Annotated in this window: 19 protein-coding genes; all 19 read right to left on the bottom strand. The window is 43.0% G+C overall.

Annotated elements, in window-relative coordinates:
* Nucleotides 1–3: 3 nt before the first annotated feature.
* The 19 genes from ACZ45G_RS07150 to ACZ45G_RS07060 all read right to left on the bottom strand — a co-directional run bounded on the left by ACZ45G_RS07150 (nucleotide 4) and on the right by ACZ45G_RS07060 (nucleotide 16,782).
* Nucleotides 4–621 (bottom strand): hypothetical protein, encoded by a 618-nt coding sequence (locus tag ACZ45G_RS07150; RefSeq protein WP_464176458.1) that lies wholly within the window; start codon nucleotides 619–621, stop codon nucleotides 4–6.
* An 87-nt stretch (nucleotides 622–708) separates the two neighbouring features.
* Nucleotides 709–1,941: a DUF711 family protein gene (locus ACZ45G_RS07145; protein WP_464176456.1), complete on the bottom strand. Its 1,233-nt coding sequence runs from the start codon at nucleotides 1,939–1,941 to the stop codon at nucleotides 709–711.
* Nucleotides 1,942–2,165: 224 nt separating this feature from the next.
* On the bottom strand, nucleotides 2,166–2,405 hold the full coding sequence (locus tag ACZ45G_RS07140) for a hypothetical protein (protein ID WP_464176454.1): 240 nt from the start codon (nucleotides 2,403–2,405) through the stop codon (nucleotides 2,166–2,168).
* Between the two features lie 72 nt (nucleotides 2,406–2,477).
* Nucleotides 2,478–2,861: a hypothetical protein gene (locus tag ACZ45G_RS07135; RefSeq protein WP_464176452.1), complete on the bottom strand. Its 384-nt coding sequence runs from the start codon at nucleotides 2,859–2,861 to the stop codon at nucleotides 2,478–2,480.
* A 78-nt stretch (nucleotides 2,862–2,939) separates the two neighbouring features.
* A complete protein-coding gene (locus ACZ45G_RS07130; protein WP_464176450.1) occupies nucleotides 2,940–4,106 on the bottom strand; it encodes a Fic family protein in 1,167 nt (388 codons plus the stop codon).
* A 416-nt stretch (nucleotides 4,107–4,522) separates the two neighbouring features.
* Nucleotides 4,523–4,696 carry a HepT-like ribonuclease domain-containing protein gene (locus tag ACZ45G_RS07125; protein ID WP_464179891.1) on the bottom strand — a complete coding sequence of 58 codons (174 nt, stop codon included), beginning with the start codon at nucleotides 4,694–4,696 and terminating at the stop codon, nucleotides 4,523–4,525.
* A gap of 5 nt (nucleotides 4,697–4,701) precedes the next feature.
* The gene (locus tag ACZ45G_RS07120) at nucleotides 4,702–5,406 is read right to left on the bottom strand and encodes a FadR/GntR family transcriptional regulator (protein ID WP_464176448.1); all 705 of its coding nucleotides are present in this window, start codon (nucleotides 5,404–5,406) and stop codon (nucleotides 4,702–4,704) included.
* A gap of 119 nt (nucleotides 5,407–5,525) precedes the next feature.
* The gene (locus ACZ45G_RS07115) at nucleotides 5,526–6,620 is read right to left on the bottom strand and encodes an MBL fold metallo-hydrolase (RefSeq protein ID WP_464176446.1); all 1,095 of its coding nucleotides are present in this window, start codon (nucleotides 6,618–6,620) and stop codon (nucleotides 5,526–5,528) included.
* A gap of 123 nt (nucleotides 6,621–6,743) precedes the next feature.
* Nucleotides 6,744–7,184 carry a PPC domain-containing DNA-binding protein gene (locus ACZ45G_RS07110; RefSeq protein ID WP_464176444.1) on the bottom strand — a complete coding sequence of 147 codons (441 nt, stop codon included), beginning with the start codon at nucleotides 7,182–7,184 and terminating at the stop codon, nucleotides 6,744–6,746.
* A gap of 305 nt (nucleotides 7,185–7,489) precedes the next feature.
* Nucleotides 7,490–8,272: a hydroxypyruvate isomerase family protein gene (locus ACZ45G_RS07105; RefSeq protein ID WP_464176442.1), complete on the bottom strand. Its 783-nt coding sequence runs from the start codon at nucleotides 8,270–8,272 to the stop codon at nucleotides 7,490–7,492.
* A gap of 153 nt (nucleotides 8,273–8,425) precedes the next feature.
* Nucleotides 8,426–9,520 (bottom strand): MBL fold metallo-hydrolase, encoded by a 1,095-nt coding sequence (locus ACZ45G_RS07100; RefSeq protein ID WP_464176440.1) that lies wholly within the window; start codon nucleotides 9,518–9,520, stop codon nucleotides 8,426–8,428.
* Between the two features lie 92 nt (nucleotides 9,521–9,612).
* Entirely contained in the window at nucleotides 9,613–10,488 is an 876-nt protein-coding gene (locus tag ACZ45G_RS07095; protein ID WP_464176438.1) for an NAD(P)-dependent oxidoreductase, read from the bottom strand.
* A 29-nt stretch (nucleotides 10,489–10,517) separates the two neighbouring features.
* Nucleotides 10,518–11,153, bottom strand: a complete 636-nt coding sequence (locus ACZ45G_RS07090; protein ID WP_464176436.1) for a hypothetical protein — start codon at nucleotides 11,151–11,153, stop codon at nucleotides 10,518–10,520.
* Nucleotides 11,150–11,917: a 4Fe-4S binding protein gene (locus ACZ45G_RS07085; RefSeq protein ID WP_464176434.1), complete on the bottom strand. Its 768-nt coding sequence runs from the start codon at nucleotides 11,915–11,917 to the stop codon at nucleotides 11,150–11,152. The genes ACZ45G_RS07090 and ACZ45G_RS07085 overlap by 4 nt, the downstream gene beginning before the upstream one ends.
* A gap of 14 nt (nucleotides 11,918–11,931) precedes the next feature.
* Entirely contained in the window at nucleotides 11,932–12,780 is an 849-nt protein-coding gene (gene panB, locus ACZ45G_RS07080; protein WP_464176432.1) for a 3-methyl-2-oxobutanoate hydroxymethyltransferase, read from the bottom strand.
* Between the two features lie 341 nt (nucleotides 12,781–13,121).
* Nucleotides 13,122–13,826, bottom strand: a complete 705-nt coding sequence (locus ACZ45G_RS07075) for a FadR/GntR family transcriptional regulator (protein ID WP_464176430.1) — start codon at nucleotides 13,824–13,826, stop codon at nucleotides 13,122–13,124.
* 178 nt (nucleotides 13,827–14,004) lie between these two features.
* Complete coding sequence (locus tag ACZ45G_RS07070) at nucleotides 14,005–14,778, bottom strand: sulfite exporter TauE/SafE family protein (RefSeq protein WP_464176428.1); 774 nt, start codon at nucleotides 14,776–14,778, stop codon at nucleotides 14,005–14,007.
* A 281-nt stretch (nucleotides 14,779–15,059) separates the two neighbouring features.
* Entirely contained in the window at nucleotides 15,060–15,710 is a 651-nt protein-coding gene (locus ACZ45G_RS07065; RefSeq protein WP_464176426.1) for a nucleotidyltransferase family protein, read from the bottom strand.
* A gap of 7 nt (nucleotides 15,711–15,717) precedes the next feature.
* On the bottom strand, nucleotides 15,718–16,782 hold the full coding sequence (locus tag ACZ45G_RS07060) for an XdhC family protein (protein WP_464176424.1): 1,065 nt from the start codon (nucleotides 16,780–16,782) through the stop codon (nucleotides 15,718–15,720).
* Nucleotides 16,783–16,807: the final 25 nt, after the last annotated feature.

Here is a 16,807-nt window from a genome sequence, read left to right as displayed (position 1 = left end):
TTGTTATATTATTTTAGTTTCAGGTAAAGATTTATCCTGCTCAATTAGCAGGTGGAAAAATTTGATAGAACTAAATTGAAACCTTCTGATAATAATCCAATGTGAGATAGATGCCAATATGATACCTATCCCAAAGGGAATGAGCTTTACGATCAAATTTAAAAAAAACTTTTTTACCAATGCTTTTTGTAACTTTTTAATCATTAATCTTATCGCCTTGTCTGACAGGTTTTCAAGCATGTTTTTACCAATTACAGTATCAATGCCTAAAATGGAACCAAAGCATTTAAGGGTTACAGTTTTAAGTTTATCTGTGTCAGATATTCCATAACAATATCCAATTGAAAAAATAAGATAAACTTGATTTTTGATTAATTGGGAAAAATCGAACACTGAAATCCCCACTTGAATCATGGATCCGACGCCAGGAATTGCACCGGGAAATGCCATCAATCCACCTTGAATTGCGCATTTTCTCTTTATTTTATTCGCTACCTTTTTTGCTAATTTGTCGTTATCCAATTTTGGATATTTGATTTTTATATCATTAACAAACGCAAAAATTTCATCGGTATTTCCCGCAATCAGTTCAATAATTTTAAAAACAGTTTTTTCTATCATTTTTTAATAAAAAACACTCTTTGTTGCCCACCCGTTGGTTATGTAAGGCCATAAATCACGATGCTGATCAGCTAGCCGCCGTAAAATTTATGGGACAGCCAGAACGGCACAATTGCAAAGATCCTCGCTTTCAAAAGCCGTCATGTCACCTGCTTTCAATCCCGGGACAGGAAACAGCCGAACGGTTAAAGGCTTGTTTAAACGGTATGCCATTGTGCCGGTATCTCTCATGAGTGCACAAATTTTATCTATGGGTGTATCACCTGGTATTGGCACCGTATCCAGACCAATGCCACAAACCGAGCTGTAGGTTAATAGTGAACGGATATCAAAATTTGAACTAATGGTTCCTTGAGCAAGCCCTGTATCTTCTGTCAGCGCAAGCATAAGCCCGGAAAAACCAACAAGTTCGACATCTTTAATAGATTTAAATACTTTTGTTAATAATGATGAGGCTTCAACCGTGCCGGATGATCCAAAATACTCAACACCCATCTGTTCATAGACCTCGACCATACTTGCGCAATTTTTAGAAGGAGCTGCTGAACTGTCAAAACCAGAAAAAGTGAACGCCTTATCAATATCTACCAGGTCAATTATATTTTTGATTGTTGATATATGATATTGAAGCGCGTTGCTCATGACATCATAGTATCCCTTAAATAAGACATTATGATTATGGGCATTAATGGGTTGGTTAAATTCCTTAAGTACGTTGACAAGTAAATCTGGTGTTTCAAGACCAATGACAAATCGGTTCCCAAGTTCTTTTCTGTGATAACTTGCCGGGAAGTAAGGTATCAGCGGATCGCAATTGAAATTTACAGTGAAATTAAAGTTTCCCTCTCCTCTTGGCGTAATTTTACTAATTTTTACAACGGCTTCAGATGCCTGCTCAATTAATTGGTTGTCAAGAACACCATAATCATCTAAATTGACATTCACACATACGTTGCATAGATCCCCAAATTCCTTGACCAATTCAGGTAACATCTCAATTTCACGCTGGGTCCTGGCTTCTCCAATAGCAAACCTGATTCGGATTCCAGACATATCCGAAGAATCTAATAAATTGCTCAGATAGGCCAGGTCTTTTCTTGCACTCTCTATATTTTTTGTATTCAGATACTCACCAAACGGATTGGTGACAATCCTGACAGACTGAACTATATAATCATTTTTATTGAATTCTTTTGATAAGTCCGAACAAAAGTGAGATGCTTTAAGGACTTCTTTTTTCCAGCTTTCTTTGCCCTTACCCAAGGATAAAAAAGTGGTTATTGTCCTAATTCTACACAGATCTTTGTTTTTATAACTCAATTTATTAGTCCCTTCTGAAAAATTTACAATTCAAGGTGCTGTTCATGGGAAACACACCCCAATTTTTATAAAATGACTTCAGTTTAATAAAATTCCTTAAACAAAAATCCAACACTTTCAGGATTTATTATTTGCTCTATTTTTCATTGTTTTAGCTAAATCCAAAGCCGAAGCTTTTAGGGCCGATCAGTGGCCCCAGGTCAACTCCAGCCAATGGTTCTCTTTCATGTACCTATATTGGCCCCTTTTTTCCAAACCACAAAAATAAAGGCAAGGGTTAAAACTGCAAAATACAACAAAAATAGAGAAATTTGAATAGATGAATTTGATAAAAATATAATACCGATGATGGTTAAAAAAATGTACATCAAGAGAACGATCCACCCTTGCCATGTATTTGGTAACCCCCAACCAATCCCATATTTCTTTTTGGGAAACCAGGGAGCACTTTTTAATTCATTCATAGTTCATTCCTAAAGAGAACACCCCAAATAACCGCACTGCCCGGTTCATTCATGTTTGCAGGTAACATATTATCAATCGATTGACCGTAAGCGCTCAACAGGATTTCCTTGCTGCAAAAATGTTCTGAATGGATCAGAGATCCTACCATCCTTTGAACCGTTTTCCCAAAAGGTATAAGCAGCTCTCAGTATATTTTCACATTGGTTCTCATTCGAAATGGCTTCACAAGTATCTGGAGCTTCAAAAGCAAGGGATGGCATTTCACCACTACTTTTAGGAGCAAATCTCATTGAGCACATATCATATATGGGCAACAACTTAAAAACACTATCGTTTATCGACAAACTCAAGTTGCCTAAATGCATGTCTGAATTGTTGATGTAAACATAACTTGTGCCCGGATGGGTTTTCGCGTAGTGAACAATTTCATTCAATGCAAAAATAACCGGTATCATCCGGTATCATCCGGTTCATTTTTTTGTTAAAATTGAGCTTGTTTTCTCTAAAATTCCAAAGAATAGATCTACATCTGTTTAACGGGGTAATTCAGTACCTTCACTCATGATCCGAATGTACTCCAAATAGGAATACAGGCGGTTACGTTTTTTCCCGGTTACCTCTTTTACTATTTCAAGGCGTTCTAGTTCACGCAGACAGGCATTAACTGTCGCTGGTGAAAGTTGGGTCTTCTCCTGAATCCAATTCGGTGAAGCAATTGGGCGCTCGAGCATTGCTTTATGAATGAGATTGGCCGAACCGGATATGCGTTTCAATTGATTAATGCGCAACCCATCTTCAGCGGAAAGCTTCATAAGTTGCTGCGCGGTTTTAACTGCCTGTGTTGCCGTATGAATAACCGCATCGGCAAAGAAATCGAGCCAAACCTCCCAGTCCCCGGTCAGACGGACTTCGTTCAGAAGTTCATAATAACGTTGGCGGTATGTTTTGAAATAAAGACTGAGATACAGCATTGGTTCCTTAAGCACTTTATCAGAGCACAGCAATAAAGTAATAATCAAACGTCCGAGACGACCATTACCATCAAGAAACGGGTGGATGGTTTCAAACTGGACATGTGCCAGGGCTGCCTTGATCAACACCGGTGTCTTTTCAGGCTGATCATGCAGAAACAGTTCCAGCTTCCCCATACATTCCTGAAGATATTCAGGTGGTGGTGGTACAAAAGCCGCATTTCCGGGACGGCTTCCACCGATCCAGTTCTGGCTTCTTCGAAATTCACCAGGGTCACATTCTTTGCCACGACCTTTCGATAGCAATACACTATGAATCTCCTTCAGCAATCTGAGCGAAATCGGAAAATCCTCTCCAAGTCGTTTGAGACCATGATTAAGCGCTGCTACATAGTTGCTTACCTCTTGCACATCATCCAAAGGAACCCCGGATTGATGTTCGAATTCAAACATCAGCAGGTCTGAGAGTGATGACTGAGTACCCTCGATCATAGACGAGAGCACCGCTTCTTTACGCACATACATATAAAGGAAAAGCGATGTGTCTGGAAGTAGAACTGAGACACTGTCTAGACGGCCAAGGGCCAACAGAGCCTGGTCATATTTTTCCCTAAGTTCGGATGACAATTCAATGGGAGGTATTGGTGGTAATGGATCTGGAACAAAGGCTTGGGCCTTTTCCCCGACGGTCGATATATTAATATATTGTCCTTGCAGGTCTCTGTTCATGTTTTTATTTCAATTATTGAATTAACGATTTTCTTATTTTAAATTAAACCCTAACATAAAATAAAGGAGTCCCGACATATTGTCAAGTGCTCTCCGGAATTGTGCAGGAATGTTGTGGTTTGCCAATATTAAGATCACGGCATTATATCAGCATCACTGCGCCCTGTATTTGATTTTTTGTCGTATCGTCAAGGCTTAATTAAATCCTGTTATTAAAATTTGATCAAATTCAAAAAAACACAACTGAATTAAACAGTATTTCAAGATTAATTTATCGTGCATTTTTCCTTGATTTTCTTTGGATAGCCACACCTATGCCTTATCCCATCGATCTGGATTTAGCTCGGCGCGAGCATTTTGATTGTTGAGAATGTAGGTTGTTTATTGATCTGGGAATTCTGAGTTGATATAAAAAATTAGGATTTCAATTCGTGGATAATTCTCTGGATAGTATCCAGAAGTACAGGGATTTTTCTTTTGCATGTGAAAAATACTGTTTCGGCATTAATATTGGCATAGTGATGTGTAATAATATCTCTCATCCCTTTTGCTTTTTTCCAGTCAACATCTGGATAAGCCCAAAAAAAAATAATGTTTAAAGATAACGGCCCACTTTAATTTTAAGAGTGACATCGCTTAAATGGGCTTTCATTTTGCGCTGGGCACCGGCGGCATCATGATTCTGAATGGCCGCCAAAATTTGTTCGTGAAATTGAATTGTCTGCTTCAAAGTTGCTGGCAATTGGTTCGACTGGAGCTCAAAAACTCTGTCCACCAACTGGTGTAAAAGATCGCTCAATATATTGACAGTCTTGATCAATATCCGATTTTTTGAACTTTGTGCCACCAACAGATGGAATTGAACATCACTGGTGATGAAATCTTTAATATTGTCCTTTTCAGCGGCAACCTTCATATCAATCAATTTTTGACCAATTTTCATGGTGTCCTGCACAGTTGCATTCTTTGCAGAAAGTGATGCCACAGCACCTTCTATGATAAGACGGGCTTCAAGGAGTTCCAAAGCCGATTGTTGATCAAAGACCAGAAAAGATGCCAAGGGGTTCATAAAATCATGCGGGTTGATGGTTTTAACAAAAGTACCCCGGCCGTGTTTTGTTTCGATCAGCCCCATCAACTCCATTCGTTTAAGTCCTTCACGCAATGTGGGCCGGCTGACCTCCATCTGCCTGGCCAGCTCATCTTGTGACCCCAGGGAATCTCCATCTTTCAATTCCCCCCGGGTAATTCTTCCTTTAATTTCTTCAACAATACTGTCAATGAGTGAAACTCTTTTCAAATTTTTACTCCAAATGTTTATCAACGGACAAAAACCATACTTTTTAAATATAAAGATAATAGGAGAGGCTCGAAGCTGCCTTCCCGGAAGGATACCAGAGAAAACAGCTTCGAATCACTTTATTTAATATTGCTTTCCGGTCCATATTCCAGGCTCTTTCTCCAATCGCACCGGTCACGGTTATCCGGATAGCTGTAATGCTGCCCATCATTATCCGTCGGGTGGATATACCGGGCACCCGGCAAAAGAGAGACCACACTCATATTTGGATGACGCCTTTCCTTATTTTTCCATTCAACAATCTGTTCCAGGTAACGGGGATCTTCATAGCAATTTGCCCAGTTGTCATGGTGCATGGGCAAAATAACCTTGGCATTAAGATTTTCAGCCACCCGCCACAGGTCCCATGGCGACATCTTGTCCGTATATCCGGGCGCATTACTGCCCATGGCCATGGAAACAGCATCAATCTGATACTTTTCTCCCACCATGCGATACCCGTTGTGAAAAAGCGTATCCCCCAAGAACGCAAAATTGCCCCCCTCGGTATTAAAAATATATCCCACAGCCACCTCGGAAAAATCAGCCGGTGGATCAAAACCGGTTTTGGTGGCGATAATGTCGTAATTCGGCGCAAAGTCAATTTTCATATCCTTGATCTGAACGCTTTTTCCGACTTCCGCAACGATCAGCCGGTCTTCGGGAACGCCCATGTTGAGCTTCATCCGCCGTGCAGCTTCCGGGGGGGCAATAAACTTGCAATTCGTGGTCTGCAAGGCAGCCTGGATCGTGTAATAATCCATGTGGTCCTGATGATGATGGGTCACGCAAACCGCATCCAAACGTTTGAATTTCCAGGGATCAATGACCATGGGGTGAGTCCGCATCCAATTGAGCTTTTTAGCACCTGCCGTACGGCAGACCCCGCAATAGGAATAATCTGAAAACATACTGGGGCCTGAATACAGATCCACTAGGAAAACCGCTCCAGCCTGGCTTTTCAGGGCACACGACATGGCACCAAAATACCAAAGGGCACCCACGCCGGCAGGAACTTCATACTTATCAATCTCATAGTTTAAAAAAGATCCCCATTCCGGAAAAACCTCTTTGAGCCAGATATCCCGGGTCATCTCCCGCTTGAGGCCCATTGTCGCGCCATCAATCACACCTTGTTCATCATATTTTACGACATCACTGATTTTAATCTCCATATAAACCTCCTCCTTTTGCTTTATGCTTCCATCAAACCCATATCATCCTGTTTTCTGCCACAGGCAAAAATGATGATATCAATTGTTTTCTTCATTGCAACTTTCTTTTACAACCCCAAAATACTATTTGGGAGCAAAAGCCACAACACCTGGATTGTTAGGGTCCTTGTCCTTTTTAATGCTGACCCCTTCAATGACTTCAATAAACAACTCAACCAGATAACAGACCTCGCAACCGTGTTCGATATGCCCAGTTGTGGTTTCATTGGTCTCACAATTGTTAAAGGTTGCATGCAAATGGGGTTCTCCACCAACGATCAACCCTTGGATGCCGCCCACTTCAATAGGACCTTCAAGTTTAAAAAATCGATCCTTTGGGGGCATGCCGGTATGTGAGATGGTATGATAATTAAATTTACGGAAGGAGCCTATGGCCGACGTTACAACGGCGGTTTCAATGTTTTCTTTCCGGATAATTTCCTCGATGCCCTCAAGGAATAGATCTCCGGGTGTCAATGATGCAATAATGACCCTGTCAACCCTTCCACCTGTAAAATATCTCATTTGAATGTTGCTCCTTTTTTCAAAAATTGTTAAATATCCGCTTATCACACTGTTGTTTGAATCCCTTCATTCGACCCGTATGATAATAGAATAGGATCCAGCTTGTACAGATGACATAAAGTCATCTGATGACAATATGATCTATCTCTTTTAGATTCTTCTGTCAAGGAGAAGTTTTTCCACCCTTTTTTTTGAATATAACTTAATATACCCAATAATTATAATAAGTTATAATTATAAAAGTTTTTTTATCATACTATGTTTAATAATAAACCAGAACAAAGATCAAACTTTAGTCAATAAGTTTATACCAAACCCCATTTCTTGATCCACGCAAGTGAATCCAGGGTCGGTCCCTTTGGAATGTACTCCAGGCCCACCCAACCGGAATACCCTGTTCGTTGGAGGAAACGAAGAAAAAACGGGTAATTAATTTCACCTGTTCCGGGCTGGTGCCTTCCGGGAACATCAGCTATCTGGATATGACCGATTGAATTTTGGTAAAGACGAATCGTATCCGTTAAATTTCCTTCCACTTTTTGCATATGGTAAACATCATATTGGATCAGGCAATTGGACCGGCCGACAGCCTTGAGCAACGCTAATGCCTGGCTGGTATGCGTCAGAAAAAATCCGGGATGATCTTCCTCATTAAAAATTTCACACAGCAGGGTAATTCCATAACGGCCCACCCGATCACAGGCAAATTGCAGGTTCTTTACCAATACAGCCCATTGATGGTCGTAGGTAAATCCTGCCAGGCGTTTACCCACAAGGCAGGTGAGTTTTTTTACTTTCAGTTCCATGGCATACCCCAGGGCCTGATCAATACCGTCTGTGAAAACCTTAACCTTGTCAGGGTCGGTGGCATTGCCTCGATCGCCAGCCTCCCAGTTGCCAACCGGAAAATCAAACAAAAGCAAATCAAGATGACTGTCCACCAGTCGCTTTTGAAGTTCCATGCTTGAATAGGCATAGGGCCAGGGGAATTCAATCATCTCAAAGCCTGCCCTGCGGCTCGCTTCAAAGCGTTCGAGAAAAGGCACTTCGTGAAAAAGCATCCCGATATTAGGCGAAAATCTCACCATAACGACTCCTCTTTAAGAATAGATAAATCAACTAAAAGAACACCCCATGGCAGCGTTGATCAACCCCGCACAAATCAAAAAGATACTTGCTCTGGGAAAGGCTCAGGCCTGCACCCCCGGCAGGATACCAGGGAAAAGCAGGCCTGTATGTCCTTATTTAATATTACTTTCCGGCCCGTATTCCAGGCTCTTTCTCCAATCGCACCGGTCACGGTTATCTGGATAGCTGTAATGCTGACCATCATTGTCCGTCGGGTGGATATACCGGGCACCCGGCAGAAGGGAGACCACACTCATATTGGGATGACGCCTTTCCTTATTTTTCCATTCAACAATCTGTTCCAGGTAACGGGGATCTTCATAGCAATTTGCCCAGTTGTCATGGTGCATGGGCAAAATAACCTTGGCATTAAGATTCTCAGCCACCCGCCACAGGTCCCATGGTGACATCTTGTCCGTATATCCGGGCGCATTACTGCCCATGGCCATGGAAACAGCATCAATCTGATACTTTTCTCCCACCATGCGATACCCGTTGTGAAAAAGCGTATCCCCCAGGAACGCAAAATTGCCGCCCTCGGTATTAAAAATATATCCCACAGCCACCTCGGAAAAATCGGCCGGTGGATCAAAACCGGTTTTGGTGGCAATAATGTCATAATTCGGCGCAAAGTCAATTTTCATATCCTTGATCTGAACGCTTTTTCCGACCTCCGCAACGATCAGCCGGTCTTCGGGAACGCCCATGTTGAGCTTCATCCGCCGTGCAGCTTCCGGGGGGGCAATAAACTTGCAATTCGTGGTCTGCAAGGCTGCCTGGATCGTGTAATAATCCATGTGGTCCTGATGATGATGGGTCACGCAAACCGCATCCAGGCGTTTGAATTTCCAGGGATCAACGACCATGGGGTGAGTCCGCATCCAATGGAGCTTTTTAGCACCTGCTGTGCGGCAGACACCGCAATAGGAATAATCTGAAAACATACTGGGGCCTGAATATAAATCGACCAGAAAAACCGCTCCAGCCTGGCTTTTCAGGGCACACGACATGGCACCGAAATACCAGAGGGCGCCCACGCCGGCAGGAACTTCATACTTATCAATCTCATAGTTCAAAAAAGATCCCCATTCCGGAAAAACCTCTTTGAGCCAGATATCCCGGGTCATCTCCCGCGGAAGGCCCATTGTCGCGCCATCAATCACACCTTGTTCATCATATTTTACGACATCACTGATTTTGATTTCCATAAAAATCTCCTTTTGCTTTATGCTTTCATCAAACCCATATCATCCTGTTTTCTGCCACAGGCAAAAAGAACTCTGTTAATTTTTTTTATATTTTATTTCTCCGTCATTCCTTCCAGGACTTCCATCAATTTTGCGCTGTCCTGGTCTCCCATACCCTGGGATATGGCCATGTTAAAATACTGGGCAGCCGAAGTCACAACCAGCAATGGCAAATTATGGGTTCGTGCAGACGTCACCGCGATATTAACATCTTTCCAAAGTTGACCCATGCCCCCTGGGCTGGTTGTATTCTCCAAGATTCCCTTGGACAGCAGACGAAAATAATCATTACCACCAATGCCGCTGCCCACTACATCACAAACCAATTTGGGATCCACCCCGGTTTTACGGGCCAGCATAATCAACTCAATGGTGGCGGCGTGAATGGTTGTCACCAGCAATTGATTGCAATGCTTTATGGCCTGGCCCATACCCGGCTCAGGTCCGGCATAGGTAATCTGACCCACCACTTCCAAGACCGTCCGCATCGGATCTAAAATATCCTGGGGAGCCGCCACAATCAAGGTTAAGGTTCCCTTTTCCACACGGGCCGGGCCACCGGTAAAAGGAGAATCAATCAAATTGACACCCTTTGCCTGGCAGGCCGAATGCATGGCCAGCAGATTATCCCGGTTGATCGTACTCATACAAATAACAGTGGCGCCTGAAGAGGCGGTTTGTAAAATGCCTTTCTCACCGGAAATCACGTCAATAACCTGCGCATCATCCAGGACCATTACGATGACAGTGGGAGCGTGTGTGGCAACTTCCATGGGGCTGATCACATGCTGCCCGCCAGCTTTTTTAAATTCTTCAATGACCTCTGGCCTGCGGGCATATCCATAAACTGTATATCCATTGCGTATGAATTGTTTGGCAGTCGGCATACCGCAACGCCCCAACCCGATAATTCCTATTGTTTTATTCATTTTACAAATCCTTTTTAAAACATCAATTCTCAATCTTCGAGCTGGGCCATCTTGGTAAGAAGTTTGGCCGCTCTGTGGGGATTAAAAATACCGCACATGCACGGCTCAAATAATTTTTCAGCAGCTTTTTCCGCTGTTATTTTACCATTTTTGATGCGTGCAACCATTTGTTTAATCAAATTCACTGACACCATCCCATGGCCACACATGGTGTTAATTTCCTGAATACCGGTGGAGGGAAGTTTTTGGGTTGCCCCCCATCGACCCAGTGACTGATTAATGGAATGGGGCTTTAATCCTGATTGACTGCAGCATTCTCGCACTTTATCAAAAAGCCCTGAAACAACTACTGACAAGCCAAGGTCCTCCTTTTTAAGCTGTTTAAGAAGACGGGTAAGAGATTCTTTGTCTTTAAAAACAGCCGTTATCACAGCACGGTCTTCAACATTTTCCAACAGTTTTTCGATGCCGCCCTGGTAATATTGATTGCCACCCCTGCAATCCCCGATTTTGATGGCCCCTGCCTCTAAAGCCAATTCAAAAAACCTGCGCAGTTTTGGTGCGGACCCGACATGATTAATATCTTTGGACGGCATCATTAAAACCACATAATCTTCTTCAAGTAACGATATGTCCGTTCCAAGCCGATGTAATGTATGCGTCATAATATTTGCTCCTGTTTTATCAATGGTCTTCCCAGACCAACATTTATTTTTCCATTGGGTGCCACCCAGACACCTGTTTGTTCAATATATGGGGCAGTGGGATTTGATCCGTCAGGGTTCAACAGGCAGGCGATGTCCAGACTGAAAACAGAGTCAATCTCTTTTTCTACTTTTTTTAAAATATCAAAAAGTTCAGGTATTTTTTCAGTTTTTATACCAAATTCAAGGATGGCAGATAAAACTTTTTCATTCAGGAGATCTTGTTTGAACTTGCCTGTATTAACGTCTGCCATCATGCTGGTGACAGGGTTACACGGTTCATGTTCGACATGAAGACAAGAAACTGCCATGGCAATTTTTTCAACATCAACCATTCGTGTACCCGTAATCGGCCGACCCACTTCAATGGCAACACCCGCTATTCCAGGTTTGAAACGACCGGTCACCTCATTGGTTTTCATCTCTTCAGTCCCTCTTCCGGAAATCTGAGATTCTTCGGCAATCGTTAATACATCGCTCATAAGGCTCCTGACCGTCCTTGGATATACAAGTTCCTGTTGATAAATGGCCTCGGAAGGACACCTGGCTGACCTTAAACAAACACCACATTCCACGCATTCATCAAAATCAATTACGCACACTTTTTTTCGTTCTTTACCATGGACCATCAGAGGCGTTACCCGCTCTGTCAAAGTGATTGCATCAACAGGGCAATAGGGGATGCAATGGCCACATCCAATACATTTTTTTTCATTGATTTGCATTGTCTGTATGCTCCTTATTTACGTGAAGATAAAGTGATCTTTAGCTTTTCAAATTCTCCTTCAATGGCATTGTATGTATGTTCCGGCAGGGGAAAACTTTTATTTCGCACCTCCTGAATGTAGAGGGCAAAAGCCTTTTCCATTTCCTGGCCTAAATTCGCATACTTTTTTACAAACTTGGGGGTGAAGGCCTGAAAAATCCCCAAGAGGTCACTAACGATCATCAACTGACCATCTGCCTCCACGCCTGCCCCAATGCCATAAACGGGTATGGTCAGTTCATCTCTGATTATTTTGCAGACTTCCGGCGGAACAGCCTCCACAAGAAGAGAAAAGGCTCCGGCACTTTCAATGGCCTTTGCATCCTCGATCAATTCAAAAGCGGTTTCTGCGGTTCGTCCCTGCGCTTTAAAACCTCCCAGTTGACCGGAGCTTTGTGGTGTCAGTCCAATGTGTCCCATGACCAGCATTCCGCCATCGGCGATTGCCTTAATCTGGGGACAGACGCGCCGCCCTCCTTCAAGTTTAATCGCATCCACCTCGGCCTCTTTATGAAATCTACCGGCATTAAACACAGCATCCTGGACACTTGTCTGATATGACAGAAAGGGCATATCACCGATAACAAAAGTGTTGGGAGCCGCCCTTCGGACGGCCTCGCAATGTACCAGGCATTGTTCCATTGTTACCCTGATGGTTCCGGCATAGCCATATATGCACATTCCCAAAGAATCTCCCACCAAAAGCATATCCATGCCGACTTTTTCACATAATTGAGCCGTGGGGTAATCATATGCCGTAAGCCAGGCAACTTTTTCCCCTTCAATTTTCATCTTTTGAAAATCAAATCGCGTTTTTTTCAATTTCTTTCTCCTTAGCCATTTATTTTATCACCATCTCAAAGAAAATATCATTTGGTAATTTAGTCATATGATGACCATATCTATCAAAAAAACATTTATGCTGTCAAGAAAAAAATCCTAAAAAAAAAAGGAATTGGCAAATAAATGCAGCCCTGCCCTTACATTCAACCGGAATAGGGAAAGATCAATAAATTTAAATTATTTGTATGGGAACTCGAGGAAAAAATTTGGTGTTCAGGGAATCGGAATTGAAAGGTTCCTGGGGTATGGCTAAAGAACAAAGGACTTGATCTGCCGGCATCGCAGGACAAATGATACCGGCTTTTTTTAAAACATCACGATTAAAAAGGGGACTTTCTTTTTATTTTACGCGCCACATCCCTTAAGTGAACCTCCATCTTGCGACGGGCACCCCGGGCATCATGTTGCTGAATAGCTTCCAAAATCTGTTCATGAAACTCAATTGTCTGATTCAAAACTTTTGACAAATGATCTGACTGAATTTCAAATACTTTATGCACCAATTGATGTAACAGATCGCGCAGGATATTGACAGTTTTGATCAATATTCGGTTTTTCGAACTCTCAGCCATCTGAAGGTGAAATTGAACATCATGGGCAATAAAACTTTCGACATCTGCCTTTTGGGCATCCACTTTCATATCGTCCAGGCTCTGCTTTATGCCATCAATGTCCTGTTGGCTTGCATTTTCTGCGGAAAGTGCCGCAACCGCCCCTTCGATATAAAGGCGGGCTTCAAGGAGCTCCAGGGCCGATTCTTGATCAATGACCAAAAAGGAGGCCAAAGGGTTCATAAAATCATGGGGGTTAATGGTTTTAACAAAGGTACCCCGGCCATGTTTTGTTTCAATCAAGCCCATCAACTCCAGTCGCTTCAGGCCTTCTCTCAATGTCGGCCGGCTGACATCCATCTGCCTGGCCAGCTCATCCTGTGACCCCAGAGAGTCGCCATCTTTCAATTCACCCCGGGTAATCCTTTCTTTGATTTCTTCAACGATACTGTCGATGAGTGAAACTCTTTTCAAATTTTTACTCCAAGTGCTGGCCAGGACCACACTTATTTATTAATAAAACGTTAATATTTCAATACATTTTTATTATAGCGAAAATTGCCCGAGAAACCAAGTCCGAACCCATTTTTTGATGAACCAAAAAATTTAATCGGACATTCCAGAGTTTTTCCTGAGCGGAATTGAATTCAATTTATGGCTGTAATAAGAGTAGTGCTGATATGAAAGTAGAAATAATTATAAAATATCGAAATTTTTTTTCAGGAAATATTTTAACGAGTTGTATTCCTAAAAAAGCACCCAGGACAATGACAGGTATTTGAATTATACCGAATACAAGAGATTCTAAACTAATGGTTTTCCAGACAAAAAAATGAAGGGGAATTTTGGTTAAGTTCACCAGGAAAAAGAACCAGGCAGTCGTTCCGATGAAACTGTTTTTAGGCAGACGCATGGACAAAAAGTAAAGTGCCATAACAGGTGCCGCAGCATTGCCGACCATGGATACAAACCCTCCTGCAAGTCCCATGATTGCTGAGAACCACCAATAGTGAGGTATTTTTATATTCTTCTCATTAAGCTCATATAAAAGCATTAGAATAACGATACCGATAATGATCAGGGACAGAAGAATTCTGAATCCATTTTCAGAAATTTGATGGCCAATAATCATGCCCATCAAAAGTCCCATGAATGTATAGGGCATCAGTTTTAAAATATGTCCAAAATCTGCATGACGATTATAGTATTTTACCGCTAAAACATCTGCAAAACAAAGCATCGGTAAGAGTACGCCTGTTGATAGCTTTCCTCCAAAAACACTAGCCATGATGGGTACGACAAGAACACCAACCCCTGATATGCCGGCTTTTGCAGTCCCAACCAAAAGGCTGCAGCTAAAAACGAAAATCCATTGAACCGGTGATAAATCATATAGAGATATAGTTTCAAAAATAAAAGACAGCATTGTTTAATCGCTCAACTTTTGGGAGTGTAAAAAAAACCGGTTTATCAAAATTGAATCCATGATAATTATAAATTATTTGTTGCCCGCAATTCTCACTATTACCACGCGTCACTTCTCAGGTGCATTGGCAAGGGGGTTTATTTCATTTGAGAGCATATATTGGAGCAAGGGGAAATTAAAATGACAGGCCCCCCCATGAACTAGCTGTACATCGAGATGATGTTGAAAACATGTGCGTAAAGGCGCAACGATTTTAACTCTGAAAGCCTAAAAATAGCACGCTATCGTTCCGCGCATGAATGAGATTTTAAATATCTAAGGCCAAGTTTCAAATCCTGTTCATCATCAATGTCAAAAAAACACTGGGGATTATCAATATTGACCCGGAGTACACGTTCGGGGCTGTCACGCAAAATTCTACGTGCTCCCCGGTCGCCGGTAAGTTTCATCAGGGCATTATAAAGAGTATGGGAGAAACAGACCGGCAATCCCCGATGCCCCCCATGGACTGGAACACAAATTTCCTTATTTGACCCCTGAAAACAGCCAAGAAGTTTATTAACGATGCTTGTTTCCACGAAAGGCTGGTCTCCCAGCAACACCATGATGGATAAAAATTTTTCCCGGACCGCTGCCAAACCGGCCTGGAGTGAAGTGGACATCCCTTCCCGATACCGGTCGTTAAAAACAACCTGGACCTTGGGATGAGTCAATTCTTCTCCCAAGGTCGAAAAAATAGCCTGTTTCCCACACCCCAGAACCACCACCACCTTTTCAAGATCCGAAGCAATCGCCATCTTTATAACACGGCTTAACAAAAAATCATCTCCCATCCGAACAAGTTGTTTGGGATGCCCCATCCGGGTGGAACTGCCCGCAGCCAAGATGATCCCTGCCGTGGACCGTTTGAATTTATACCGGGTATCGGTCATGACAATTTTACCCTGTCAGAGCAGGCTGTTGCATCATCCTGCCCCCTGCCCCATTTACCGGCAACAAGGTCTGATGCCGACGGCATTGAGTGATCTGGGCCATCACAGCAATGGCAATTTCAGATGCATTGGATGCACCGATATCCATGCCCACGGGAGCATGGATACGGTCAATCTGAGGTTGTGCCACTCCGGCCTTCAACAATCGTTCAATTCGCTGTGCATGGGTTTTACGACTGCCCAGGGCGCCGATATAAAAGGCCTGTGATTTCAAGGCAACCTTGAGGGCCGGATCATCAAGCCTGGGTTCATGACTCAGCACCACCACCGCACACCTGAGATGCAAAAATTTTAAAACAAGGGCTTGTTCAGGACTCTCATTGAGCAAAGTGCCGTTCGGAAACCGGTCCCTGGTGGCAAAGGCTTCCCGGGGATCAATTATGGTTACCGCATATCCGGCTGTTAGGGCCATCTGGGTCAAAGGCTGTGCAATATGAACGGCACCGACAATCACCAGTTCAGGATTTGGGAAACAGGCATGAATAAAAAATGATTTTTCTCCCAGGGTACAGATCTTACTTTTTTCCGATACAAGGGCTTGCTTTATGGATGTATGCAGACCTTGCGGGGCTTGTTGGATGGGTTCATCTAATTTTATTAAAATTTTCTCCCCCGTGGCAAGGTCGGTCACAAGGCAGGTTGGTTGACGCCCAGCACGGGACAACGCCTGGGCAGTCAACAGATCTTGATGGGCAGCAAGGGGCTCGACAAATATTTCAACTTCTCCTCCACAGGCCAGGCCCACCTCCCAGTCCTGCTCGGATCTAACACCAAAAAATAATCGACTGGACTTTCCAAGCGCAATCGCTTCCATTCCCTTGGAGACCACAGCACCCTCAATGCAACCACCCGAGACAGAGCCTTCAAAATTGCCATCTTCGTCTATGAGCAACTGGCTGCCCACCGGACGTGGGGAAGACCCCTGGGCCCGTATGACAGTCGCAAACGCAACTTCCCGGCCCGCTTCCATCCACTCAAGCGCTGTTTCCAGCATATTTTCACTAGGATGCATTTTCAATTTCCTGATCTATTAACCC

Source organism: Desulfoconvexum algidum (assembly GCF_055382125.1).
This window is presented reverse-complemented; position numbering and strand designations above follow the sequence as displayed.